General features: G+C 49.3%; 20 protein-coding genes. 10 read left to right on the top strand and 10 right to left on the bottom strand.

The window, feature by feature from the left end:
* Positions 1–186 precede the first annotated feature (186 nt).
* The 3 genes from QUA99_RS27065 to QUA99_RS27055 form a co-directional block, all read right to left on the bottom strand.
* Positions 187–1254 carry an LOG family protein gene (locus tag QUA99_RS27065; RefSeq protein ID WP_333242689.1) on the bottom strand — a complete coding sequence of 356 codons (1068 nt, stop codon included), beginning with the start codon at positions 1252–1254 and terminating at the stop codon, positions 187–189.
* A 189-nt stretch (positions 1255–1443) separates the two neighbouring features.
* Positions 1444–1767: a thioredoxin gene (gene trxA, locus QUA99_RS27060; protein WP_333242692.1), complete on the bottom strand. Its 324-nt coding sequence runs from the start codon at positions 1765–1767 to the stop codon at positions 1444–1446.
* A gap of 576 nt (positions 1768–2343) precedes the next feature.
* The gene (locus QUA99_RS27055; RefSeq protein ID WP_333242694.1) at positions 2344–3507 is read right to left on the bottom strand and encodes a GuaB3 family IMP dehydrogenase-related protein; all 1164 of its coding nucleotides are present in this window, start codon (positions 3505–3507) and stop codon (positions 2344–2346) included.
* Positions 3508–3629: 122 nt separating this feature from the next.
* Between QUA99_RS27055 and QUA99_RS27050 the strand changes: the two genes are divergently transcribed.
* Positions 3630–4838 (top strand): lipid-A-disaccharide synthase-related protein, encoded by a 1209-nt coding sequence (locus tag QUA99_RS27050; protein ID WP_333242697.1) that lies wholly within the window; start codon positions 3630–3632, stop codon positions 4836–4838.
* A 172-nt stretch (positions 4839–5010) separates the two neighbouring features.
* Here the strand turns inward: QUA99_RS27050 and QUA99_RS27045 are convergent, their stop codons facing one another.
* The gene (locus tag QUA99_RS27045) at positions 5011–5643 is read right to left on the bottom strand and encodes a polysaccharide deacetylase family protein (RefSeq protein WP_333242699.1); all 633 of its coding nucleotides are present in this window, start codon (positions 5641–5643) and stop codon (positions 5011–5013) included.
* 530 nt (positions 5644–6173) lie between these two features.
* Here QUA99_RS27045 and QUA99_RS27040 point away from each other — a divergent pair.
* Entirely contained in the window at positions 6174–6671 is a 498-nt protein-coding gene (locus QUA99_RS27040) for a protein kinase domain-containing protein (RefSeq protein ID WP_333242702.1), read from the top strand.
* A gap of 4 nt (positions 6672–6675) precedes the next feature.
* Complete coding sequence (locus QUA99_RS27035) at positions 6676–6975, top strand: hypothetical protein (RefSeq protein WP_333242705.1); 300 nt, start codon at positions 6676–6678, stop codon at positions 6973–6975.
* A gap of 337 nt (positions 6976–7312) precedes the next feature.
* Here QUA99_RS27035 and QUA99_RS27030 read toward each other — a convergent pair whose 3' ends face one another.
* The 5 genes from QUA99_RS27030 to QUA99_RS27010 all read right to left on the bottom strand — a co-directional run bounded on the left by QUA99_RS27030 (position 7313) and on the right by QUA99_RS27010 (position 9826).
* A complete protein-coding gene (locus QUA99_RS27030) occupies positions 7313–8515 on the bottom strand; it encodes a response regulator (RefSeq protein WP_333242708.1) in 1203 nt (400 codons plus the stop codon).
* 250 nt (positions 8516–8765) lie between these two features.
* Positions 8766–9056: a hypothetical protein gene (locus QUA99_RS27025; RefSeq protein ID WP_333242711.1), complete on the bottom strand. Its 291-nt coding sequence runs from the start codon at positions 9054–9056 to the stop codon at positions 8766–8768.
* 51 nt (positions 9057–9107) lie between these two features.
* On the bottom strand, positions 9108–9293 hold the full coding sequence (locus QUA99_RS27020; protein ID WP_333242713.1) for an NfeD family protein: 186 nt from the start codon (positions 9291–9293) through the stop codon (positions 9108–9110).
* Between the two features lie 82 nt (positions 9294–9375).
* Positions 9376–9558 (bottom strand): NfeD family protein, encoded by a 183-nt coding sequence (locus QUA99_RS27015; RefSeq protein ID WP_333242716.1) that lies wholly within the window; start codon positions 9556–9558, stop codon positions 9376–9378.
* 85 nt (positions 9559–9643) lie between these two features.
* The gene (locus tag QUA99_RS27010; protein ID WP_333242719.1) at positions 9644–9826 is read right to left on the bottom strand and encodes an NfeD family protein; all 183 of its coding nucleotides are present in this window, start codon (positions 9824–9826) and stop codon (positions 9644–9646) included.
* A 217-nt stretch (positions 9827–10043) separates the two neighbouring features.
* Between QUA99_RS27010 and QUA99_RS27005 the strand changes: the two genes are divergently transcribed.
* The 4 genes from QUA99_RS27005 (at position 10044) to QUA99_RS26990 (ending at position 14531) form a co-directional block, all read left to right on the top strand.
* Positions 10044–12455: a tetratricopeptide repeat protein gene (locus QUA99_RS27005; RefSeq protein WP_333242722.1), complete on the top strand. Its 2412-nt coding sequence runs from the start codon at positions 10044–10046 to the stop codon at positions 12453–12455.
* 61 nt (positions 12456–12516) lie between these two features.
* Entirely contained in the window at positions 12517–12864 is a 348-nt protein-coding gene (locus QUA99_RS27000; protein ID WP_333242724.1) for a VOC family protein, read from the top strand.
* Positions 12865–13123: 259 nt separating this feature from the next.
* Positions 13124–14383, top strand: a complete 1260-nt coding sequence (rodA, locus tag QUA99_RS26995; protein ID WP_333242727.1) for a rod shape-determining protein RodA — start codon at positions 13124–13126, stop codon at positions 14381–14383.
* Between the two features lie 10 nt (positions 14384–14393).
* Positions 14394–14531, top strand: coding sequence for a hypothetical protein (locus QUA99_RS26990; RefSeq protein ID WP_333242730.1), 138 nt, complete (start codon positions 14394–14396; stop codon positions 14529–14531).
* Positions 14532–14837: 306 nt separating this feature from the next.
* Here the strand turns inward: QUA99_RS26990 and QUA99_RS26985 are convergent, their stop codons facing one another.
* Complete coding sequence (locus QUA99_RS26985) at positions 14838–16205, bottom strand: proton extrusion protein PcxA (protein WP_333242732.1); 1368 nt, start codon at positions 16203–16205, stop codon at positions 14838–14840.
* A gap of 52 nt (positions 16206–16257) precedes the next feature.
* Here QUA99_RS26985 and QUA99_RS26980 point away from each other — a divergent pair, with 52 nt between their 5' ends.
* From QUA99_RS26980 to QUA99_RS26970, 3 genes are all read left to right on the top strand, one after another.
* Positions 16258–18468: a recombinase family protein gene (locus QUA99_RS26980; protein WP_333242735.1), complete on the top strand. Its 2211-nt coding sequence runs from the start codon at positions 16258–16260 to the stop codon at positions 18466–18468.
* A gap of 381 nt (positions 18469–18849) precedes the next feature.
* Positions 18850–22134, top strand: a complete 3285-nt coding sequence (locus QUA99_RS26975; protein WP_333242738.1) for an Ig-like domain-containing protein — start codon at positions 18850–18852, stop codon at positions 22132–22134.
* Positions 22135–22168: 34 nt separating this feature from the next.
* Entirely contained in the window at positions 22169–25207 is a 3039-nt protein-coding gene (locus QUA99_RS26970) for an Ig-like domain-containing protein (RefSeq protein ID WP_333242740.1), read from the top strand.
* Positions 25208–25619 lie beyond the last annotated feature (412 nt).

Below are 25619 nucleotides of genomic sequence, written 5' to 3'. Positions count from 1 at the left end.
GGATTTTCGATTTTCGATTTGGGATCGATCCCACTGATCGATCGCGTGGCGGGTACCACCTTTGAAATTCGTGGTCAAATTTATCTCCATCAGAGGGGCGGGTTTATTTATCCCCTGAGTTAGTTACAAATATTTCTCGTGAAATCCGCCCCTACAGAGTAATAACTGTTGACTTTTGACTAACAATTATTTTTGTTCTGGATGCGCTGCGGCAGGTGATGCTGCACCCATTTGATTTATAGCAGCAATTAGCTGGTAAAGCCGCCCCAAATCCCGCTGGTTGAAATGCAAAACTAGGCGCGGCAGATCGAAAGTTGCATCTCCAATTTCCGGCGGCAAAGCTTGACTTTTTTCAATTTTTCCGGTGACAACAATATCGCTAAAATCAGCATTTAGCCGATCGACATTCTCCTTAGAAAGCTCTGTTTTCAAGCGAATTACCAATTTTTCGCGCACGTAGCGGCAGGAGTGATAAACCAGATAAAAACTACCGATCGCCTCGCAAGCGACATTTACATCGTCAGTAATCGTATACAGGCTGCGATCGTCGGCTGAAATCAAACCCCGGCCGCGCAATTGTTTTTGCACAAAATAATTCCAATCGTGCCAATAATCTCCTCCCGGTCGATCGATCAATACCACAGGAGCCGGCCCGAACTTGCCAGTTTGAGTCAAAGTCAGACACTCAAAAGCCTCGTCCAGAGTGCCGAAACCGCCCGGAAACAGAGCCAAAGCATCGCTCTCCCGGAGAAAAAATAACTTGCGAGTGAAAAAATATTTAAAATTGAGCAATTTGCGATCGCCGGCAATAAAAGGATTAGAACTCTGCTCGAAAGGCAACTGAATGTTCAGCCCAAAAGAACGTTCAGCCGTCGCCCCCTCGTTCCCCGCCTGCATAATTCCGCCGCCGCCGCCAGTAATCACCATAAACCCCTGCTGGGCGATCGCGCGCGCAAAGTCTCTGGCCATCAAATATTCAGCCGATTGCGGCGACACCCTCGCCGAACCAAAAATCACAATTTTGCGAACGTGGCGGTAAGGATAAAACAGCTCAAAAGCGCTCTCCATATCTCGGAGCGACGCGGCAATAATCTTCCAGTCTAGGCGATCGAGATCCTCTCCGGCCATTTGCACTATAGTAGAGAGCGATCGTTCGATCCTCTCAGAGTGCTTCAACATTGGCAAGCGATCGAGCAAATCGATCAATTCAGCTTGGAGGGACTCAAAACCTTGACCAGACCCAGAACGAATCATGAATTTTTCCGAAACGGTAACAATTTGTCGCTACTAAAAATTAAGGGGCAAGCCAAATTTGGAAGTTCATAGCAACCAGCAAATTGCCCTGCTGGCAACTAATCGCTTTTCCAGTAGCTTTGCCCCGGTTCTGAAGCGAGTTAGCTTTCGCGGCCCAAAAAGAACAGCGCGACACCGCTCGCAGTTGGGTTAAATGTACTTTTCCAGAGTGTTTGCCAGAGTAGTTTTCGGAACTGCCCCAACCACCATATCCACCCGTGCACCGCCCTTAAATATCATCAGCGTCGGAATGCTGCGGATACCATATTGGCTGGCAACCTGAGGATTCTCGTCGGTATTAACTTTTACTACCTTGACCTGCCCTTCATATTGCTGGGCAATTTCGTCTACGACGGGCGCCACCATCCGACAGGGCCCGCACCAGGGAGCCCAAAAATCCACTAGAACTGGAACTTCGCTCTCGAGCACTTCCTGCTTAAAGGAAGAGTCGGTTACTTGCGCGGCTGTTGACATCCCTAGCCATCCTTGTAAATACTATTTCTCGGATAACAAGTCTAGCAAAAAGTGTAACCACTTGCGTCAGTCTATTTTAGATTTTAGATTTTAGATTTTAGATTTTAGATTTAGCGTTGAATCTGGGAGTTCAAACAGAAGTCTAAAATTCTGAGTCTCCACGACGATTGTACGTGGCACGGTATCCCTTTTTGGGTAGGAGCGACAATTTTAAGAGAAGGCTTCTGAAGGAATTCGAGACATAGAAGTTAGAATTCGGCATTCGGCAGCCAAAAAATTCTCCCCCTCTCCCCCTCTCCCCCTCTCCCCCTCTCCCCCTCTCCCTTTCCCACTCTCCCCCTCTCCGGAGCTAACAGCCTCAGTCCTGTCTGTAGTAAGCAAGAGCTAAGATTTCTGCTACAAAAGGAACCGCCCGAACAGTAGTCCGGGCGGAGTGTGGTGTGAGGAGTGAACGGAAACATGCGTCTCCGCTTCTTCTATTGTGACATCTCCTTTTGGATAATTCCACAATATTCTGTAAATTTCGAGACTCTCGAACAAATTTTGTCAAGGTATGCTGGTATTGGGTCAGTAAATCTACTTACCCATGCCCAACTGCTGAGCTTTTTGATAGACTTTACCCTCAGTCAGCAGAGAAGGAGCAATTACCACTTCCACTTGCTGCATCTCCTTAATATCCTTAGCGCCCAAGGTACCCATGCTAGTTTTCAGAGCTCCGAGCAAGTTGTGCGTACCGTCATCTAGCACCGCAGGCCCCCGCAAAATTTGCTCCACAGTACCCGTAGTCCCCACGCGAATGCGAGTGCCGCGCGGCAAAACCGGGCTGGGAGTCGCCATCCCCCAGTGAAAGCCGCGCCCGGGAGCTTCGGCGGCCCTGGCAAAGGGCGAACCAATCATCACTCCATCTGCGCCGCAGGCAATGCACTTGCAGATATCGCCGCCGGTAATTAAACCGCCGTCAGCAATCACCGACACGTATTTGCCAGTTTCGCGATAGTAGTCGTCCCGCGCGGCGGCGCAGTCTGCTACCGCTGTGGCTTGGGGAACGCCGACACCCAATACGCCCCTAGACGTGCAAGCAGCCCCCGGCCCAATGCCCACGAGAATGCCCGCAGCCCCAGTTTTCATTAAATTCAGGGCGACTTCGTAGGTCACGCAGTTGCCCAAAATTACTGGGATCGGCATCTCTTGACAGAATTGAGTCAAATCTAAAGATGAGATCGATTCCGGGGAAAGAAAAGCAGTCGAGACTACAGTTGCTTGCACAAAAAATATATCGGCTCCAGATTCAGCAACCGCCCGGCCGTATTTGCTCGCAGCCGCCGGTGTGCCGCTGACGGCGGCAATCCCTCCTCCAGCTTTAATTTCTTTAATTCTCAGGTCGATTAATTCTGGCTTGATGGGTTCGGCATAGAGTTCTTGCATCAGGGAAACAAATTCGTGGTTCCCGACACTCGCGATGCGCTCTAATATTGGCTGGGGGTCGGCATAGCGGGTTTGAATTCCTTCTAGGTTGATCACGCCCATTGCTCCCAATTCCGACAGCAAAATGGCCATGCGGACATCGACTACTCCATCCATGGCGCTGGCGATAATCGGGATTTCTCGATCGATCCCGCCAATCTGCCACTTGGTATCTGCCAAACTCGGATCGAGGGTGCGCTGTCCGGGTACAAGCGCGATTTCATCTATGCCGTAAGCTCGGCGAGCGCTTTTGCCCCGCCCAATTTCAATATTCACGCTGTTTCACTTCCACAATGTATTTAAATTAGACTAACAAAAAGTTAGCCGGCCCGAGTGTAGCTATCGCACGGCTGTCTTTAAAAAAAGCTCGGCACTGATTCTGATTGTATTCTGATTATATGAAATCGAAGGGGGTGCTTTTCCTCAGCAACGGCCACGGGGAAGACGCGATTAACTGTCAAATTCTCAAAGCTTTAAGAGTATCGGGCGCGGATGTTGATGTTTCGGCAATGCCGGTTGTAGGTGACGGGGCTGCTTACCGCCGATCGACCGTGCCCATTATTGGGCCCACCAGTCAAATGCCCTCTGGGGGAGTTTTTTACATGAATCCCCTGTTTTTCCTCAAAGATGTTGGGGCGGGCCTAATTGCTTTAACTTGGCAGCAATTGCAGGCTGTTTGGACGCATTCGCGACACTGCGATTTGGTGGTGGCAACTGGGGATATTGTCGCCGCTGCGATCGCCCGATCGACCGACCGCCCTTATATAATTTTTCTGTCGGCTCATTCTAGTTATTACGAAGGGCGAGTCGATTTGGGTTTAATATTGTGGCACTTGCTTTGCTCAGAGAAATGTTTGGCGGTTTTTACTAGAGATGCTTTGACTGCTGCTGACTTAAACCGACAGGGTTTAAAGAAAGCTCAGTTTGTCGGCAACCCCGTCATGGACAACCTCAATTCTACGGGCAAAGATTTGCAGTTGATAGCCGGAGTTCGGACGATCGCCCTTCTGCCCGGTTCTCGCCTCCGGGAAGCCACCGACAACCTCGTTTTGCTGCTGGAATTGGTCAAAGAAATTGCTGCTACTTCTACTGTACCGGTGCAGTTTCTGGCAGCTTTAGTGCCAAGTTTGATGCCTCAATTAGATGATATTGCGGTGCGTTCTGGATGGCAACACCGATCGGGCAAGTTAATTTTTCAACACCTGAAATCACCGGAAAGCCACCAAAAATTAGGAGTAGAAGTGCTTTGTTATGCAGATGCTTTTGCCGATATTTTACAGCAGTCTAGTTTAGTCATCGGGATGACAGGAAGTGCGATCGAACAAGCTGTGGGTCTGGGAAAACCTGTAATAGCAATACCGGGAAACGGCCCTGCTTTTACCTATCGGTTTGCGGAGGCTCAAAATAGGCTTTTAGGTGATTCCGTGCAGGTTATTGGCACACAACCGGCGAATTCTCATATTATCAAGGAAGCAGCTTTGGCAGTCGATCGCACTTTGCAAGATGATAAATATTTAGCCAGTTGCATTCAAAATGGTTTAGAGAGAATGGGTCAAGCTGGTGGCAGCATAAAAATTGCTAATTACGCGGCAAACTATCTTGCTTAGGATCGCGAATTAAATAATTTACACATATTTGTGGGATGGGCGTCCCGCCCGCCCGTCAGTATGAGATGGTTGATTTGTCGCGAAAATAATTGTGGCTGATTCGAGCAAATTCTTGTGGGGTGGGCGTCCCGCCCGCCCGAACAATACAATTTAGATGCGTAGCACCCTACTGCTATTTCAACAACTCAGAAACAGTTTTAAATTCGTAACCTTTCGACTGCAAATCCTTGACAATCATCTCAGTTGCTGCTACGGTTTTCGAGCGATCGCCCCCGCCATCGTGCATCACCACAATCGAACCCGATCGCACATTTGCAATCACCCGATTTGCGATATCTTCCGCCGTGTGTGTTTTTTCATAATCTTGAGAATCCACATCCCACATAATCAGTTTTTTGTGCATTTGGGACACCAAATAAGACAAAACTACAAATCGCCGACCCCAAGGCGGCCGAAAACTGATACTATCTTGTTTAACGCCCAACTCTTGCAAAAGTTTGTCCGTTTTTTCAATTTCAGACAGCAAAACTTCCCGGGGTTTAAACATCATATCTTTGTGAGAGTAGGAATGGTTTGCCAACTCATTTCCCCTCGCGACAATCATTTTCACGATTTCTGGATGTTTCTCAATATTGCGGCCTATTTCAAAAAAAGTTGCTTTAACTTGATAGCGGTCTAAAATATCTAAAAGCTGATTTGTATAGGGAGGATAGGGGCCGTCGTCGTAGGTGAGGGAAACAACTTTTACTTCGGTATCGGCGCGGTTGATGCCGAAATAATTGTGAAATTTAGTAACTTTAATCAACAGCGATACTGCGAAAAATAACGCTATTGTCAAAAGCAGAAACTTTTGTAAATTTTTACCGATTCGCATAGCTGCACGCACTCGATCTAGAATGAAAGTGGATCGATCGGGACTTAAGTACAAAACCAAAGAAACCGGGTTTTTTGCCGTTGATGCGGACTTTAACGCGTCTTCTCAGAAAAAAAATCGGTTTCTGATTACCCGTTCGTAAGTCCTATTGATGTCAGATTATAGCACGATCGGGGGCAGATTAGTCTTGACATCCTCCTGAATAAAAATGTTATACTCGCAGCCAAGGTTATCTACTCATAATTCGACCTTTGGGACTTTCGACAAAAAAAGCTGTAATTCACAAGTACGAAAGCTAACTCTAAATAAAATTAATTGAACAATACTCAAGTTTTTTTTAAGCAACAGTAATTCCCAACATGATTTCACTGCCAGATATCATAATTGTCAGCCAAATCTATGAAAGTGCGAATTCCATCGTATACCGAGGCATCCTCAAATAAAATCAGCAACCTTTGATTTTGAAACTTCTCAAAGAAGATTACCCCACACCAGCAGAACTCTACCGCTATCAGCAGGAATACGAAATCACTCGCCGTCTCAACCTAGAGGAAACGATTAAAGCCTACGAACTGCGAAAATACGAGAACACACAAGTCATGTTGTTGGAGGATTTTGGAGGAGAGTCTTTAAAAATCCTGCGGTATGGTCGTCCCTATGCTTTACCAGAGTTTCTCGACCTTGCCATCAAAATCACAGATGCGTTAGGCAAAGTTCATCAAAAAAATGTCATTCACAAAGATATCAATCCATCTAATATTGTCTTGAATCCAGAAATCGGACAATTAAAAATTATTGACTTTGGCTTATCTACCATCCTATCCCAAGAGAATCCCAGCCTGAAAAGTCCTCATCTTCTAGAAAGGACATTGGCTTATATGTCTCCAGAACAAACAGGCAGGATGAATCGCTCACTAGACTTTTGTGCAAAAACCGTTCCACAAAGAAGCCATCTTTGACATCATGTCTAAACATTTGGGAGTCCGTTATATTTATCAGGAAAAACAGCTACCTTCTCCCCCTTCTAATGTGACTGGAGAACCGTTAAAAATTTTTACTTATTTATTAACAGCAATGTCAAAAAAATGGCTTATAAAATTGCATGAAGCAGCTCTTGAGGCGGATTCGGAATTAGTGTCTCAACTCCTTGAGGAAATTCCTGAATTCCAGGCTCTAGAACTTCAGACTCTCAGGGGTTGGGTGAATAAGTTTCAGTTTGAGAAGATTCTGGATTTAATTGAACCCTTGGTTGGTGAATATTGATATTTTTAGGAATCATATCAATTTCGGTTGCACGAGATGATATTGAGGAGACGGCAATGCCGTCTCCCTACCCCAAAATAATATTGTAGGGAAACGGCACTGCCGTCTCCTGATTTGGGGTAATATTAATTCCGATGCTACCGGAATTGATATCACACACGGGTGGTCAGAAACCGGGTTTTTTTACAAGAAGACGCGTTACCGCCCGTAGATTCGCTAAAAAACCCGGTTCCTAGGCGTCGGAGTGCGTCCAGGACTGACGAAAAGATGCGTTGCAGCCCGTAAATTCGCTAAAAAACCCGGTTTTTTGGGTCAGATTGCGTAAGTCCAGTTTATGCTATTTGACGATCGCACAAGGTTGGTTCAGTTGTTCCATCATTGACTTTAACGGCGACTGTTTTAACTCTGTAAGATCGCGGATAGTAATTGAGCAACCGTCTCCCAATCTCACAGCAGTTAAATAATAGCCTTTGCCAAGGGAATCACTCGATCGATCAACCTCTCCTTCAAGTGATTCTCCAGTCTCAACAACCTCTACTAATAAATCAAACAATCCTGGCATCAATTGATTAAGCAGTTTTTTCAAAACGGGTTCGCCCGCGAGTTCTGTTCGTTTTTTCCCTAAGAGTCTGGCAAAGACAGGGTTAACTACCAAGCAGCGAAAATCTTCAATTTCTCCAGCGATATCCCCCCTCACCGCCTGCACTGCGGCTATTCCATCCAGAGATGAGTTTAGCAAATTTGCCAGCAGGGCGCGAGATTGGTAAGCAATTTCTGCGGTTTGCTGGTGTCGCTCGATTGCTGCTTTAAGCTGGCGTTTTTGGTGCTGGATAGTGACCTGAGTTTCGAGGCGCACCAGCACTTCTTCCGGCTCAAAAGGTTTAGAAATGTAGTCAACTCCCCCTACCTTAAAAGCTTTAACTTTATCAAATACTTGGTCAAGTGCGCTTAAGAAAATAATCGGAATTTCTGAGGTATTTTCATCAGATTTGAGGGCTTCGCAGACTTGATAGCCGTCCATGTCTGGCATTTTAATATCCAGCAATATAGCATCGGGGGGATGATTGCGAACTGTCCTCAAGGCCATCGCACCATTGGTGACGCCGCGAACTTCATACCCCTCATTAGTGAGAACTTCTGTTAGAAAACGCAGATTTTGTGGGAGGTCATCAACAATTAAAATGTTGCCTTTGCAATTTCCTAATTCATTGATGTCACTTTCTCCTACCGAAGCCATCGTCATAGGTTCGTCTTTGACTTTGGCATCGGCGATCGCACTTGTGGTGTTTTGCTTCTCTAGCAGAGAGCGGAAGTTATTTTTAGTAACTTTTTCCCCCATTAGGTCTGAAAGGCGCTGCCACAAGACGGCAGCTAAATCTTTGATATGTCCTACGCTTAGGTACAAGCTGTCAGCAACAGCACTATAAGTTGCGTTTTCCCAAGCTGCTTTTAAGATTGCCTGATCGAGAAAATTTAACGGTTTACTGGTTTTGGACTCTAAGGCTGATTCGATAAATTCTAGGGCTTCTTCAAAAGTCATATACACATCCCAGCGGCTAAGGTTTGTCCAGTTTTGCACCCTAATTTTGAGTTATACACCGTACTAAGTCGGTGGAGAAATTTCTAATAGCTATTATGACAGACTTATTGACAATTACGATCCGGGCGATTGCCCCCCATCCTCATTTTACCTTGTCGAAGCAAAAGTAGCGATCGCCCGCCTAATTCTTTTTGAGGGCGATCGGCTTAAACCCTTTTCAGCACAAGGCTTTTAAGTTGCTTGTCACCCGTCAGCGACCCGGATATCTTGCTCTGGCATCTTCTAGTTCGTTATGAAAAATAGGACTTAGGCATTTGGGCGAAGCATCTCGCTTGATGCTTCGTTTCACTAAGCATGACACATAGGCTTTGCGTAAGTAGGGACACGGCATTGCCGTGTACCTACTGAAAAAACCCGCCGACAAAACTGTCAGCGGTGAGTTGTGGTTGAGGTCAAACTCTAGAATATTGCAATTAACAGAGGCCAGAAGTACGATCGCCCGTTTGAAGAGAAATGTATCGAGCTCTAAACGCGATCGCAACTTTATTTTTTCTACCCTCCGATAACTCCCCACCTACAGATTGTTTCCCAACTACGCTTCAACTATCAGAGTAATATTTTCCAGTCTCACGACGCGAACCACGTCACCCGGTTTCAAAGTTATTTTTCGATCGCACTTAGCGGGCCACCAACTACTTTGGAAGCGGACGAGACCGCATTTATTAGGTCGAATTTCTTCTTCTACAATCGCTTTTTCCAAATAGCTGACAGTCATCATTCTTGGCTCCTCATAGCAAATTTTTCGTAACGTTGAGATGCGATCGACTGATAGTTAGACTCCCTAACCGCTTAATTTTTAACTAAGGTTCAACGATTAGAGTAATGTTGTCAATTCCCACTACTTCAACCAAGTCACCGGGTTGAAAAGTGAGATCTCGCTTGCACTTGGCAGGCCACCAACTGTTCTGGAAACGGACGCGGCCGGACTCTTGAGGGCGAATTTCTTCATCGACGATCGCTTTTTCCGAAGTGTCAAAAGTCATGATTGCTTGCTCCTGATTGTAAGTTAACCTTAACTTTTAGAGGCAAAAAACTGATAGCTAGACTCGCTACCCGATTGATTGGCAGCTAGGGTGCAACGATCAGAGTAATGTTGTCAATTCCCACGACGCGAACTACCTCACCGGGTTCAAAAGTCATGTCTCGATCGCATCTTGCAGGCCACCAACTGTTGTGGAAACGAACGCGGCCGCATTCTTGAGGGCGAATTTGTTCATCCACGATTGCTGTTTCAAAATCGTTAATAGACATAGCTGCTTGCTCCTGAAGATAAACTCGACTCGTCGATCGGTGTGTAAGTTAGAAGCTTGTTTGTCAACTTCCCCTCGACACTCAACAGTATCCTCGGCCGACCTCGGCCGTGTCAGTCGGGAAAAGTCTATACAAGTCCACTGTTTGAGCGTGTAAGCGAGTCGGAAAAAGTCTGTTAAAGTTGTGTCAGATGGGTAACGCTAAACCTGGTGACTAAATGGAAGCCGATCGTGCACTGGATTTTACCAATTCGTTACTTGTGGCTCGAAACCTGAAAACTCTCGACAACCTTGACAGCGCGATCTTTCGCGAAGCTTGGCAAGGCGTGCAAGGCAGGACGTACCAACAGGTTGCAGATAGTGAAGGGTATGGAGTAGGGACTGTTAAGGACGCTGCCTCTAATTTGTGGAAGCGGCTTTCAGCGCTGTTTGGAGAAGGCGAAAAAATTAAAAGAGACAACCTTCAAGCTGTTGTAGAACGGTATTGGCGCAGCTACTCGAAACTTGAACCGCAGTCGGGACAAACTGTTCCGGCCCAAGTGCCTAACCACCCCGATGCGGAATTGGAGATCGAAAACCCGAACTTTTTGGGCAGGGAAGCGACAATCGCCGATCTCAATACCCTCGTCGCGCAAGGTGCAAAAGTGATTGTCATCCAAAGTGCCGGCGGTATCGGCAAAACGACTTTGGCCAGACAGTATCTCAAATCTCAAGGGTTCGATCGGGTAATTGAACTGTTGATGGCAAAAGAGACAGAAAACATTACAGCTTTGGAAAGCGCGATCGAAGAATGGCTCAAGCAAGACTTTCAGGAAGAACCCGGGCCCGACTTTGGCGTCACCCTAGGGCGGCTGAAACGGCAGCTTCAGACTCACAAAGTCGGCGTATTGATTGACAATTTGGAAGCCGCACTCGACGGACAAGGTAAGTTTATTGAACCGCACCGGCTTTACGTGGAACTGTTGCGAGTTTTGGCTGATGCAGCGGTGCAGTCGGTAACTCTGATTACCAGTCGCGATCGACTGTGCGATTCAGATGTCACCGTCGAACACTACCTGCTTCCGGGATTAGAGGTAGAAGTTTGGCGGCAGTTTTTTAGCTGCCGCAACATCAATATAGATGATGTCGCCCTCAAGGAAATGCACAAAGTTTACGGCGGCAATGCCAAAGCAATGGGCATTATTTGCGGTACGATCCGAGAAGATTTTGACGGAGACATGGCGGCTTACTGGCTGGAAAACAGCGAGCATCCGCTCGTTGAAACTGACTTAAAAAATTTAGTTACCAGTCAATTCAACCGCCTGCAAGAACTCGATGCCGAAGCCTATCAACTCCTCTGTCGCTTGGGCTGTTACCGCTATCAAGACGTGCCGACAGTCCCTACTGACGGACTTTTGTGCTTGCTGTGGGACGTGCCCGAAGCCGGACGCCGACAAATCATTAAATCGCTGTTGCACCGCTCGCTAGTCGAGTCTCAGAAGGGCGAATACTGGCTGCATCCAGCAATTCGGGAAGAAGCGGTCGATCGGCTCTCGCCCGGAGACTGGGAAACTGCAAACCGCAAAGCAGCCGATTTCTGGACAGAGAGTGTTGAAAATATTGAGACTGTAGAAGATGCGCTGAAAGCTTTTGAAGCTTACTATCATTATGTGGCCATTAGCTGTTTCGAGCAGGCCGCTAGCGTCATCCTCAAAAAAATCAATATCCAGTTTGCCAAAGATTACAAGCTCGGTAGAGCGCTCTACAAATTAGGTTTCTTGCAGCCAATAATTTCAGCAACTACTCGCACCGTCAACAATGTGACTTCTGATTATTATTTGAGCGGCTTATACAGTCTTTTAGGCATTTGTTATCGCATATTAGGCGAAATCAATCAAGCCATAGAATGCCATCAAATGTCAGAAATAAAAGCTACTAAATCTTTGCAAATTATAGCGAAAAGCAGCGAACCTGAAAACGGCCAACAAGCAAATCTGGAATTTTGGAAAGTTAACGCTGCAATTAATATAGGTTTTTGTCAAATAGAAATGGGCGAATTAGAATCAGCTATGGAAATATTTGTCAAGCTGAAAACTTCGCGGGACGAAATCGGGATTAATAGCTATTCGATCGATGTCGGGTTAGCTTTCCTCAACTCCTGTGTCGGAGCCAAAAAAGAGGCGGAAGAGCTTGCCGAAAAACTTTATGCCGATCGGGAAAACAGTCATTTGGTGGGTACGGGATACAAATTAGTTTTTCTCGCCGCCACCTATCAAAACCTGGGAGAGACAGAGAAAGCTTTGAGTTTGTACCGCCAAGCGATCGCCCAAACCGACCAAAACCAGTACAGCACCATCAAAGCCAAAGCTCTCAGCGGTATAGCAGCGCTGTACCGAGAACAGGGAGAATTTGACCAAGCCCTGCAGCACCATGCAGAAGCAATAGAAATACTCGATCGAGCCAGCGCCAAATTAGACCGAGCTGAAGCTTGCTATCAACTAGCACTGACAGAACAAAAACTTGGTAACATCGAGAAAAGTCAAGAAAATTTTGACCGCGCCATTCAACTGTTCAGCGAAATGGACGCCAGCAAACAAGTAAAAAAAGTACATTTAGCCGCGAGTAAAAAAATCGAAAAAATACCTAATTAATCGAGTAACAAATCAGAAAATAGATACAATAAACGAAAGAACAACCATAAACTTTGTAGATATGAAACTAAAACGATTGGGACACGTAGCCGTCTGCGTGCAAGACATAGAGAAGTCTGCTGAATTCTACCGCAACTTGGGTATGGAGTTAGTCTGGAAAGATGCAGACTGGGCTTATTTGAAAGCAGGAGAGGACGGATTGGCGCTGTTGAGTCCGAGTTACGACCAAGCAGGGCCGCATTTTGGGTTTGTATTTGACGATCGTACCGAAATGGAATCCGCTTACGAACAACTCAAAGCCGATGGTGTTTCCGTCACCCGCATTCACGAACACCGCGACGGTACTGCCTCTTTTTACGGCAGAGATCCAGATGGGAACGGCTTCGAGTACCTTTACGAACCGGCGTGACGATTCTCGGACTTGCGGATCGCGATCGGGCTAAATCCGCTTCAGGTGGGCGGCCCGGCGCACCCTACAGATTAGTGTGTCCGCGCACTCCTAACCCGTTGCTGACGGCCCGGAACATCCCTACAACTCCCCGAATAATGTGAGGTACTCACACCGACGCTTCTCAAGTAAGGTGCAGACTCTGAATCCGAACTATATCCACAACTTCCGAAAATCGGCTCGATAATCTAAAATCTAAAATCTAAAATCTAAAATCCTCATGTTGCAGAGAATACAAGTCAGAAACCGCTGGAAATTCATCTTCAAACCCTGGGAAGAAGCAGACCCTTGGCTGTTCGCCGCTTGCATCGCCCTCACCATCTTCGGGGGAATCATGATCCGCAGCGTCGAAATCAACCAGGGGCTGATCGACTGGTGGCGGCATTGGGTAACAGGGGCAGTCGGTTTGTTCCTCGCCATCATCATTTCCCGCTGCCGTTACCAAATACTGATTGAGTGGAAATGGCCGATTTACATATTAATCAATTTGTCGCTGATCGCAGTGCGGTTTATTGGTACTACAGGACTCGGGGCCCAGCGGTGGATCAACATCGGCGGCTTCTACCTGCAACCCTCAGAATTTGCCAAAGTAGGCATGATTGTCACTTTAGCAGCTCTCCTGCACGACAAGACTGTCCCCACAGTCCGGGATATGTTGAGGATGCTGGCGATTATGGCTGTACCCTGGGGATTGATTTTTGCCGAACCAAATTTAGGTACTTCCCTAGTGTTCGGCGCGATCACAATGGGGATGTTTTACTGGGGAAATGTCAATCCCGGCTGGCTAATATTGCTATTCTCTCCTCTCATCTCTGTTCTCTTTAATAACCTGTCTACACCGATTTGGATAGCCTGGGTAGTTGTTGCGGGTATTATCGCTTGGCGAACCCTGCCTTGGCCCTGGTTGGGGACTTTCGGTGCTGTGTTGGCGAACGTTGTTTCTGGACACCTCGGACATCTTTTTTGGAATGTGCTCAAGGATTATCAAAAAATGCGCCTGACAGGGTTTTTAAACCCCGAGAAAGACCCTTTAGGCAGCGGGTATCACTTGATTCAATCTCGGATTGCTATTGGCGCTGGGGAACTGAAGGGCCGGGGTTTGTTTCAGGGAACGCAAACTCAGCTTAACTTTATTCCCGAACAGCATACGGACTTTATCTTTTCAGCTATTGGCGAAGAATTGGGTTTTATTGGCTGTATTGGCGTGTTGTTGGTGTTCTGGATAATTTGTTTCCGGTTGGTGACGATCGCTCAAAGTGCTAACGATAATTTTGGTTCTTTGCTGGCGATCGGCGTACTGTCAATGTTGATTTTTCAGGTGTTCGTAAATATTGGGATGAACATTGGCTTGGCGCCGGTTACGGGCATTCCCCTACCTTTCCTGAGTTACGGGAATGCGTCGCTGCTGAGTAATTTTCTCGGCCTGGGACTGGTGGAGGCGGTGGCAAGCCAGCGACAGCGCAAGAAGCGTTGGAATTAGGTCATTGGTAATGGGTAATGGGTTTTGGGAATGCGATCGCCCTTTTGATTTCTTTCGAGAGATGCTGCGGGCGATCGCATTTTTTGTCGATCGGCCGCATCTAAATTTTACGCTTCCTGAGCCGAGCCTTGATGAAAGTCAAGTGTGATAAAATTCTTGTGGGGTGCGCGAGAACCCGCCCCCAAATAAAATTTAGAGACCCAACAGCTTAAGTATATCTAATTAATTAAACCACTCCTGACGCAAACAATAAATGCTTTTGTGCGCTACGGGTAAGCCATTCTCTGTGCAGTAGATGCCCTACTGAGGACGTTATCAATGCCTGAAACCATTGCTATTATTAGATCTTTTTTTTCTTCTTCCTTCCTTCCTTCTTCCTTCCTTCTGCCTTCTGCCTTCTTCCTTCCTTCCTTCTTCCTTCCTTCTGCCTTCTGCCTTCTGCCTTCGCCTCTGATTACTCGTTCATATTCTTGTACGTAGCAACAGCCGAAGGCGAACTCCGGTTTAAATAACGAAATATCCAATACTTAAATACCGTATCCAAGATAACTGGAAACGTCGCAATGAACAGAAATATAAACTGCCTATTTTCTGGCAGTCCCAAATGCCTCGATACACCTTCAAGAACTACTTCCCAACCGTGAGGCGAGTGGAATCCGACAAACACATCCGTAAACAAAATAATTACGAAAGCTTTCGCACTGTCGCTGAGGCCGTAAATCACATCGTCCATGAAAGACTTTAAAATCTCAATCTCTTTCTTGTTAGTGATGATAATCGCGACAAAGGCTATGCAGGACATCAAATCGGCAAAAATATTTTTAATGGCTCCACCACTTTCAGCGCGGTATTCCTCCGCTAGCTCAACTGCTCTCTCGGCAATCTTCTTTTCCGTTTCCTCTAAAGAAAGCGACGGAGCAGCGCCTATTAACCTTTCAAATTTGAGGTGTTGCTCAAATCTCTCCAGTTCTTGAAATGCTTCTTCTTCCAGGTTAACATTTATGAAAAGTGGGGCCTTTTCTTGACCTCTAAAATGGTCAACTATCGGTCCGACTAGAAAGTTTTTGGAAATTTGATTGGTCAACAGCGGAACTAAAATCAAAAGCAAAATAAATCTCAGAGAAATAATTGTTTTGACTTTGGAATTGCGAAAATTCTTAACTACTTCTTTTTCCGCTTCCGGGTCTAAATCTTTAGTAATTCGATTCAAAGTTCCCAAAAGCGATCGCGGTAATAAATTTACTTCTTCATAGTTAGTGTCAACCTCACCATCGTGAATTTGAACATAATTAGCCGATCCTTTATTTTTTGGGTCAGGTGGAGAGCTGCTATTTGTTGTAGATTTTGGCTGCAGATTTACTGAACTGACAACCGGAACAATTGCCGTCGAGCTACTATTATTAATATACTTGTCGATGACTGCATCAATAAACTCTAGCTTCTCAAATACAAGGGATGCTCGATCTTTATTGTCAAGACCTAATCCGTGCTGGTGGCGATCCGCGCTGTGCCCCGCCTTCGGTTTTGCCCCCACGCGCTCCGGCAGTTCCAAAAAAGAACGGCTAGCATTAAACTCAACCATTCTGGTTTGGATGACCTTGAGGTATTTTTTCAGTTCGGATTGAAAGTAAGACAGGGTGCTATGTCCGTAATCTCCCGATCGATCGGAGATTGCTTGACCGCCAAAATGCTCGTCTTCGATCGCCTTAATTGCTAACGCAGCATCGTAAGCCTGTTCTAGAGCCCTCTCAGGCGTTTCTCGATACCATTGGTGAAGGCTGTAGAGATATTTTACAATCCTGTTCCACGGAGAAGTATTCATAGCTAAAGCTGGTTAGTTTGCTGTAGACATTAGTGATTAAAGTATTCACGGTATGGTAACAAATTTACATAAACTGAGAACGGCCAGCGAGGATTCAATTTGGATTGTCGGATCTGCCCGCAGTGGCAAAACCAGTCGTTTAGTCGAGCAGTTCTGCATTTGGAGCAAAACTGTCAAGCCCTTGCCCACAAAAGTTTCAGGGCGATCGAGTTCCGGGCGGCGGCGGGCTGGACAAACTGCCCCAGCAATTTTAGTCTTAGCAGCTAACGGAGACAACCGGCTGGAATTAGCCGATCGCATCGCCGTCGCTACCGAAGGAAAATATACCTTTCACTCCACAACGCCCTTCGGTTTTTTTGAGCAGGAGGTATTGCTATTTTGGCCGCTGCTGGTTCAGTCGCTGGATTTGAGGGCTCAATTTCCCCTGCGGCTGCAACCTGAAACAGAACTGGAACTTGCCGCGAGACTCTGGCGTCGCGAACTAGACGAAGGGATTTTGCAACAAACAGGGGTAAGTCCAACTCGAATGGTGCGTCGAACTCTAGACTTATTACAACTGGCTGCTGTCAGCGGTACGCCCAGAGAAGAAATTCCCAGCATTCTACAACAGGGATTTGCTGGGGAAGGCGGCTCTGGCAACCTGTGGACTAGCATGGGAGAGTTGCTCGAAAGGTGGCGGGAATGGTGCTTGACGCGGGGGTTCCTGACTTACGGGATTGTTTGCGAACTCTACTGGCGCTATTTGTTGCCGGATGCCACTTATCAACAGCATTTGTCATCTAGATACCAAGCTGTGATCGCAGACGATGTTGACGATTATCCGGCGATCGGCGGCCATTTGTTCGATCGGATGCTCGACCAAGGTGCAGCGGGGGCATTTTCCTACAATCGGGATGGAGGGGTGCGTTTGGGTTTGGGGGCGGACACGGAATACCTGGCCCGACTCGAAAGTCGCTGTCAAAGCGTGGAAAATTTGGACGCAAAAGCCGGTTTAGCCCCAGAAATTGGGGATTTAGTGCTAAGTTTAGCAGTTAATTCTGAGGGTTTTTATCCTTTAGGCTTGAGTTTGCCCGGATCGGTTCGATCGCTCCAAACCACTTCCCGCGCTCAACTTCTGCGAGAAACCGCCGAAATCATCGTCGATGCGGTGAAGTCACAAGCCGTGGAACCGCAGGAAATCGCCGTAATTGCCCCGGGGATGGATGCGATCGCCCGTTACAGTTTAACGGAAATTCTGGCGCGAGATAATATTGCCGCAGTATCTCTCAACGATCAGCGTCCCCTATCGACTACCCCAGAGATTCGAGCTTTGCTGACTTTGTTAGCGTTAGTTTATCCGGGACTCGGCCGTTTAGTCGATCGAGACGGCGCAGCCGAAATGCTGGTTGTGTTGGGCAGCCAAAAACACCGTTCATTGGAAACAGAAGATTCCCACCCCACGTTCAATCTCAAATCTCAAATCCAAAATCAAAAATCGATCGACCAAGTGAGAGCAGGTTTAATCGCCGATCACTGTTTTTGTCCAGATATCGATCGACCTCAATTGCTGCCAATTACAGCCTTTCCCCGGTGGGACAGACTCGGACACCGAGCAGCCGGGGCCTACGAGCAGATTGTGGAGTGGATCGAACAACAGCGGTCGCAACAGCAGGAGCGGCTGTTGCCGAGTCCAATTGCCCTGCTCGATCGAGCAATCCAGAAATTTCTCATGAACGACAGATACCTGCCCTACGATCGGCTAGCAGCCCTGCGCGAGTTAATGGAAACCGCCACCCACTACTGGGAAATCAACGGGCGAATGCAGCGCGTAGAACCAACAAACGGCGGCGACTCAGAAACGATCGCCCGGTTCATCCAGTTGTTGCGCCAAGGAACCGTCACCGCCAACCCCTTTCCAGTGCGTCCAGAAGGCCCAGCAGCCAGAGCCGTCACCCTCGCCAACATCTTCCAGTACCGCAGCAGCCGCCGCGCCCACAAATGGCACTTTTGGCTGGATGCCGGGTCGCCCCTGTGGCTGAGCGGCGGTGCGGCGACATTGTTTGGCGCTCCCTTATTTTTGCGATCGCAACAGGGGCGTCCCTGGGAAACCGAAGATGAAACGGCTGCCGACCAACAGCGGCTGCGGCGAATTCTGCTAGATTTGTTAAGTCGCTGTTCCCTGCTTTACCTTTGCCACAGCGAACTATCAGTCAGCGGACAAGAACAAACCGGACCGCTTCTGCCCCTAATTAACAGCTCTGTTTCTTGTCAGCAGTCCGCATAAGACAGTCGGCTTCTGCTGGCAAGAGGCACAGATGTATTCGGCATTCGGCAGGAGGAAAGAAAAAATTATGACGGCGAAGATTTTTATTTTTTCTGATTCTGGATAAATACACCGGGCTGACTCCAAGCCCGACTTCTAGGTTCTATCGAAATGGCGCGATATTAAAGTATACCCAAGATAGGCCGCCAAACGTGCAGTGATTAATATTTTGAGATCGAAAGATGCCAGGCTTGAAAAATATCTATAGCCGTTGCATTTTTGATTTAGTATGTTAGAAATGATCGGGATTATTAATCAATTTTAAGCCATATTTGTGGCAACAAACTGATACTAATCAGTTCTTAAAGTTAATCGGGATCGTCGTTTAAAGGAGCCAAAATAATGCCAAGTGCAGTGCCAGTAGTAATTATACCAACACCAACTCCGACACCAACACCAGAACCGACACCAACACCAGAACCGACGCCAACACCAACTCCGACTCCAACACCAACTCCGACTCCAACACCAACTCCAACGCCGACGGGAACTCCCACTCCCTCCGGGGACGACACATTTGGCGGCATAGACGATACATTGGGCGGAGGCTCAGGTACCTCGCCCAATGTCATCGGCGGCGTGATCCGCGGCACAGAAACCAACGACTCCTTAGTTGGCAGTCTCGGCCCCGACGTGATTTCGGGGCTGCAAGGCAACGACAACCTGCAAGGATCTGACGGCGACGATTTAGTATTTGGCAACGACGATGACGACGTGCTGTTCGGCGCGCCCGGGAACGACGTTCTCGACGGGGGTTCAGGACTCGATACCCTGTACGGAGGCAAAGGCAATGACTCCCTCGACGGGGGAAATAACCCCGACCTGCTGTACGGCAATGACGGCAACGACACGGTAATCGGAGGCGAAGGCAAAGACACGGCTTACGGCGGCAAAGGCAGCGACAGCTTGCGCGGGGGCTCTGGCGACGACAGCTTTTTGGGCGATCGAGGCGACGACATCCTGTGGGGCGACCAAGGTAACGACTCGCTCTTCGGCGGCGACGGCGAAGACTTGCTATTTGGCAACGAAGGAGGCGACTGGCTATACGGAAACGCCGGGGGCGACACAATTTTTGCCGGCGACGGCGACGACATCGTATTCGGCGGTGACGGCGACGACATCGTGGACGCGGGTGCTGGCAACGACGTTATTTGGGGCGAAGCAGGCAAAGACGTAGTGGCAGGAGGCGAAGGCAGAGATGTCTTTGTCATCGGTGCCTTCAGTTCCCCCAGCGGCAGCAGCGGCACTAACCCGGCATTTCTCACCACAGGTGGTCCCGATATCGCCGATGCTGACATTTTCACCGATTTTCGCCAAGGCGAAGATTCGATCGGGTTGAGCGGCGACCTCAAGTTTGAAGATTTGGTAATCTTCCAAAGCACCGACACCAAAGCAGGCAGCACAATTATTCGCAACGGCGTCAGCGGCGACTTTTTAGCAGTATTGCCCGGAGTAGACAGCAGGACTCTGGGGCGGAGCTCCTTTGTAATTGCCCCCACAGTTCCCGGCAGCGCCACCCCGCTGCCCCTGCCGACACCGAGTCCGAGTCCGACACCGACGCCGACGCCGACAGCCAGTCCCACACCGACGCCGACAGACAGTCCGACACCGACGCCGACGCCGAGTCCGACGCCGACGTTCCCGACGCCGACAGCCAGTCCGACGCCGACCCCGATATTCCCGACGCCGACAGCCAGTCCGACGCCGACACCGATATTCCCGACGCCGACACCCAGTCCGACGACCTTCCCCAATCAGCCTCCAAGAGCAGTTGACGACAACTTCACCACGGTTGCGGGTCAACAACTCAGTCTCAACGTTCTGTTCAACGACACCGACCCGGACAAGAACGCTCTGACTGTCACGACTTTTACTCCAGCAGCCAAGGGGAGTCTGGTTCCCCAGGGCGGCGGCGTATTCACATACACCCCGAATGCCGGCTTCTCGGGTAGTGACAGTTTCAGCTACTCGATCTCAGACGGCAACGGCGGCACAAGTCAGGCAGTAGTAACCATCAACATCAGCAGCCCGCCGCAGCTAGTAATTAACGAGGGTGTGGTGGTTGCCAAAAGTGCTCCTACCCAGACAATCACCGCGGCAGATTTGTTAGTCACAGATCCCGATAACACTCCGTCGGAAATCGTTTACACGATTACCCAAGCCCCCGACGCTACCAGAGGTTTTGTCCAAAGGGGCGGCACCTTTCTCAACGTCGGCAGCAAATTCACCCAAGACGATATCAACAACAACATCGTCAAATACAACTTGCTGGCGGCTGGCGGCAACGACAGTTTCACGTTTACAGCCTCCGACGGGTCTGCAACTCTCGAACCGATATCCTTCAGCATCACTGTCGTAGATAATATTGTCGATCGTACCCAACTCCCCGCCAGCAGCTTTACAGGCAGCAACCTTAGCGACTTCATCATCGGCGGGGCCGGCAACGATACCCTCTCTGGGGGCGACGGCAACGACATCATCGACGGCAGGGGCGGCGACGACCTCGAATTCGGTGAAGTAGGCAACGACTCGGTGCTGGGTTCGACAGGCAACGACACCCTCGACGGCGGACTCGGCAACGATACCCTCGACGGCGGAGACGGCATAGACTCGCTCATCGGCGGACTGGGCAACGACCTGATGTTTGGTGGCAATGACAATGACATCGTTTTAGGCGGTGACAACGGCGACACCATTGACGGCGGAACAGGCAATGACTCGATATTGGGAGAATCCGGCGAGGACTCGATACTTGGAGGAAACGGGATCGACACCTTATTAGGTGGCATTGGCGACGACTCCCTCGACGGCGGTGCAGGCGACGACATTCTCGACGGCAGCATCGGCAGAGACTTGCTCGACGGCGGTATCAATAACGATTCTCTCTCGGGCGGCGACAGCGAAGACACGATTTTGGGTGGAGAAGGCAACGACACGGCACTCGGAGGTGCGGGTAACGACTACGTTTTGGGCGAGGGCGGCAGCGACTCCCTGTTGGGCGAAGCGGGCGACGACACTCTCGACGGCGGCGCTGGCAGCGACTGTCTCAGCGGCGCGTTCGGCAACGACTTGGTGTTAGGCGGGGATGACAACGACTCGCTTTCCGGCGGTGCTGGCAATGACATTTTGGGTGGCGGAGCCGGTTCTGACTTGCTCACGGGCGATGCTGGCGATGATTTCTTCTACTACGAAACTCCCAGCGAAGGCGTGGACGTGATTGCTGACTTTAACGTCAGCGGCAGCGGTACCGACAGATTCTTGTTCAGGTCGTCAAATTTCGCCGGCTTAACCAACTCGGGAACTACTAACGATTTCACCAGTTTTATCGTCAGGAATATCGGGTCTAGCGGCGACAACATCAGCAAGCAAGAAGTCATTTTGTTTGAATCTAAATTTGATAACGCTCAAGCAGTAAATGCAGTGTTGAAGAATCAAAACGGTTCGAGCAAAACGGGAGCTTTCTTCGTGTACCTCAACAATACTTTTAACAAGTACGTTCTCGGCTTCGACCCCAATGTGGCAGATGACAGTCTCCCAGCTTTCGATTTGGGTGTGTTGAATACTATTCCTACAGTGCCGGGAGCGCTCAGCACCGTCATTACTGCCTCTGACTTTAAGTTTATTTAGTAGTTTTTGAGTAGCGTCGCAAGGAGGCGGAACAATGGCAAGTGCAGTACCACTAATTTTTCTCGAAGGGCGGCTACCCGATGAGAACGGGGATAGTTTGGATAGCGGCACGGCGCCGTCGCCTACGCCGTCGTCGGGGACTTCGACAACGATGACGGGGACTTCGACAACGATGACGGGGACTTCGACAACGATGACGGGGACTTCGACAACGATGACGGGGACTTCGACGACGATGACGGGGACTTCGACGACGATGACGGGGACTTCGACGACGATGACGGGGACCGGCCCGGGGATTTCGGTCACGCCTGTGCCGCGACCAACTCTGACAGTTCCCACGCCTCCCCCAGAGCCAGTTTTTGTCGATGGCTTAGTTGTCGGAAATGATGGGAATAACTATTTAATCGGCAGCTTGTTCAATGACACGATTTCCGGGGGTGGCGGCGACGACACGCTTCTGAGTCGGGACGGGGACGATATAGTCAAGGGCGATGACGGTAACGATTCTCTCAACGGCGGGGCTGGTAAAGATATCGTTGAGGGCGGGCGCGGCAATGACACGGCGCGGGGCGGCAAAGGCGATGACGTGGTTTCTGGCGAGGTGGGCAACGACGCAGCTTTTGGCGACCAGGGTAACGATATTGTCTTGGGTTCTGAAGGCAACGACACGCTGTACGGCGGTAAAGGCAATGACTGTCTGCGCGGTGGTGGGGAGGACGACCTGATGTTTGGCGACAAGGGCAGTGACACTGTTTTTGGCGACACGGGTAACGACTGCTTGATCGGCGCTGCAGGCAATGATATTTTGTTGGGCTCCGAGGGCGGGGATGTCATCACCGGCGGTGTTGGTAACGATACTGGTGACGGCGGCGAGGGTGATGACCTGATCTTCGGGGGCGACGACAGTGATTCTCTGTCTGGAGATGCTGGGGATGATATTCTTTCTGGCGATCGCGGGTCTGATACTCTGACAGGAGGCGACGGATCGGATATCTTTGTTCTGGGTAGGGTGGGCACGTCGCCTGCTGGCAACGGGTTTCTCACTACTGGCGGTCGCGAAATCGGCGATGCTGATTTAATTAGAGATTTTAAGGCAGGAGATTCGATCGGTCTGGCTGGAGGTTTGAACTTTACAGAGTTAGAAATTTTCCAGGGCCAAGGCTCGAATTCTAGCAACACGATTATTAGGGACAGGCGAACTGGGGAATTTTTGGCGGTGTTGATTGATGTTCGATCGAACTCGCTCGATGAATCTCGGTTTACTACAGCTCAAATACCGCGCGTAGACGACAATCCCTTCACCATTCAAGGGACAAGTCCTTCTCCGACACCGACAACCGGGACAAGTCCTTCTCCGACACCGACAACCGGGACAAGTCCTTCTCCGACACCAGCAACGGGGACAAGTGCTTCTCCGACACCAGCAACGGGGACAAAACCTTCTACGACACCGGCACCGACGCCGACACCGACAACGGGGACAACTGCGAGTCCAACTCCGGCACCGACTCCAACTCCGACAACGGGGACAACTGCGAGTCCAACTCCGGCACCGACTCCAACTCCGGCACCGACTCCAACTCCGGCACCGACTCCAACTCCGGCACCGACTCCGACTCCATCACCGTCACCGGGGACAACTCCGAGTCCAACTCCATCACCGTCACCGGGGACAACTCCGAGTCCAACTCCGTCGCCCGGGACATTGCCGACACAGGTTCCGAGTCCGACTCCGACTCCGACTGCGGGCGGGACAACTCCGAGTCCGAGTCCTTCCATAGTCCCGACTCCAACTGCGACAACTCCAACTCCTCCGCCTTTCGGCGGGGGGCCGACTCCCCCCGGTTTTACATCTCCGACTCCTAACCAGCCACCGATCGTGGAAACTGGCAAGACGCTGACTGGTTTGCAAAATTTGCCTCTGTCTCTGAGCATTTCGGCCCCCAGCGACCCGGAGGGCCAGCAACTGTCGATCGCGGTAGTAGGACTTCCCAATCCTACTTTCGGTCAGGTAATTACCGGTACGAACCCGATCGCCGTGAACCAAAAGTTAACCGTTCAGGATTTACTCGGGCTGACATTTAAACCTGCAACTAACGCGATCGGGCAAGCGGGCTCTTTCAGCTACAGCGTAGCTGACGACCAAGGCGGGACGGCAGCAGCGTCAGTCGCGATTAACATCAACTCTTTCGATACCTCCGTAACTGTTCCAACTATCCTGTCGCCGATTGTTGTCGATGACGGCATCGTATTTACAAATACGAATAATTTGCTGCCCACTTTCATCGACGTACTGGCGAACGATTCGAGCCCGCAAAAAGGGCCGCTCAACATTATCAATGTCAGCACACCGCAACTGGGGATAGCTGTAAATCTTGTCTCTCAGGTGCAGTTCATCCCCGGCAACGTAGCCGGTACAACTGCTTTCACCTACAGCGTCAGCGACGGATTCGGGACAATTCCCGGCGTAGGTACTGTCACCGTTCAAATCTTGCCTGCAGATAGCGGGCCTAACAAGTTGATTGGGGGCTCTTTGCCGGACAATTTGAACGGTTTGCTGGGCAGCGATACTGTTGACGGTCAAGGCGGTAACGATACGATTAACGGCGGTTTGGATAACGACGTGCTCGTAGGCGGCCCCGGCGCAGATACCATGACGGGGGGCGGCGGCAGCAATCAATTCCGCTATACCAGTCCTGCCGAAGCTGGGCCGGCGTTTGATGCGGCTTCTTCGGCGGCGATCGATGCTGCGATCGCGGCGGGCGGATACGATGTGATTACTGATTTTAACGGCCTCGGTGTGCCGATCGCCGATCAGTTTAATTTTGCCCCCGGATTCCCCAATCTCAGCAATGGCAGTCAAGTTCTGCTGAATGTGCAGACAACTGTTTCTGCAAATATTCTCGGAGGAACTGCTTTCTTGTTTGCCTACGATTCCGGCGGCAATACTTACATCATTTATGACGGCAACGGTAATAATGTCACCGGCGGCGATTCTCGCATTTTTGCGAAGTTAAATGGTGTAACTGGGGTTTCTTCTCTGTCAGGATTTGACTTTACTTTTATCTAAAAATATCGGAGGTGTGAAACCGCAGATAAACGCAGATCAACGTCGATTTCCTTGGCAATTTATCTGCGTTTATTGGCGTTCATCTCCGGTGAAAATTCAAGCTGACTATCTTCAGAAAACAATCCCAATAAAGGCATTGGTGACAAGTTAAGACTTAATTGCATTTGTCAATCAGTAATATTACTCAAAAAAACTACTTTTTTAGGAGTGGAACATTCACGATTTGAGAAGGAGTAGGTATAACTCCCACATTCCGCACCCTAAAGTGTCACATACGCTATCTATAGGGGAAGCCAAAGTATTTGTCCCCTATCTATAGCAATTGAGTCTTTAGACGGAACTTACCCCCTGCGGGGTAGTTCCGAAGAGAGCTCGCGCATACGAGCTATAGGTTTGCCCACTTCGATCGGCT

The organism is Microcoleus sp. F10-B2, assembly GCF_036704965.1.
GTDB lineage: Bacteria > Cyanobacteriota > Cyanobacteriia > Cyanobacteriales > Microcoleaceae > Microcoleus.
The sequence above is the reverse complement of the archived record's forward strand: the minus strand, read 5'-3'. Positions and strand labels throughout refer to the sequence as shown.

Bases quoted from the DNA above. Each gene is read 5' to 3' on its own strand.
- QUA99_RS27065 (WP_333242689.1), bottom strand. From the start codon at position 1,254: ATGATTCGTTCTGGGTCTGGTCAAGGTTTTGAGTCCCTCCAAGCTGAA.
- trxA (WP_333242692.1), bottom strand. From the start codon at position 1,767: ATGTCAACAGCCGCGCAAGTAACCGACTCTTCCTTTAAGCAGGAAGTG.
- QUA99_RS27050 (WP_333242697.1), top strand. From the start codon at position 3,630: ATGAAATCGAAGGGGGTGCTTTTCCTCAGCAACGGCCACGGGGAAGAC.
- QUA99_RS27035 (WP_333242705.1), top strand. From the start codon at position 6,676: ATGTCTAAACATTTGGGAGTCCGTTATATTTATCAGGAAAAACAGCTA.
- QUA99_RS27030 (WP_333242708.1), bottom strand. From the start codon at position 8,515: ATGACTTTTGAAGAAGCCCTAGAATTTATCGAATCAGCCTTAGAGTCC.
- QUA99_RS27020 (WP_333242713.1), bottom strand. From the start codon at position 9,293: ATGATGACTGTCAGCTATTTGGAAAAAGCGATTGTAGAAGAAGAAATT.
- QUA99_RS27015 (WP_333242716.1), bottom strand. From the start codon at position 9,558: ATGACTTTTGACACTTCGGAAAAAGCGATCGTCGATGAAGAAATTCGC.
- QUA99_RS27010 (WP_333242719.1), bottom strand. From the start codon at position 9,826: ATGTCTATTAACGATTTTGAAACAGCAATCGTGGATGAACAAATTCGC.
- QUA99_RS27005 (WP_333242722.1), top strand. From the start codon at position 10,044: ATGGAAGCCGATCGTGCACTGGATTTTACCAATTCGTTACTTGTGGCT.
- QUA99_RS27000 (WP_333242724.1), top strand. From the start codon at position 12,517: ATGAAACTAAAACGATTGGGACACGTAGCCGTCTGCGTGCAAGACATA.
- rodA (WP_333242727.1), top strand. From the start codon at position 13,124: ATGTTGCAGAGAATACAAGTCAGAAACCGCTGGAAATTCATCTTCAAA.
- QUA99_RS26990 (WP_333242730.1), top strand. From the start codon at position 14,394: ATGGGTAATGGGTTTTGGGAATGCGATCGCCCTTTTGATTTCTTTCGA.
- QUA99_RS26985 (WP_333242732.1), bottom strand. From the start codon at position 16,205: ATGAATACTTCTCCGTGGAACAGGATTGTAAAATATCTCTACAGCCTT.
- QUA99_RS26980 (WP_333242735.1), top strand. From the start codon at position 16,258: ATGGTAACAAATTTACATAAACTGAGAACGGCCAGCGAGGATTCAATT.
- QUA99_RS26975 (WP_333242738.1), top strand. From the start codon at position 18,850: ATGCCAAGTGCAGTGCCAGTAGTAATTATACCAACACCAACTCCGACA.
- QUA99_RS26970 (WP_333242740.1), top strand. From the start codon at position 22,169: ATGGCAAGTGCAGTACCACTAATTTTTCTCGAAGGGCGGCTACCCGAT.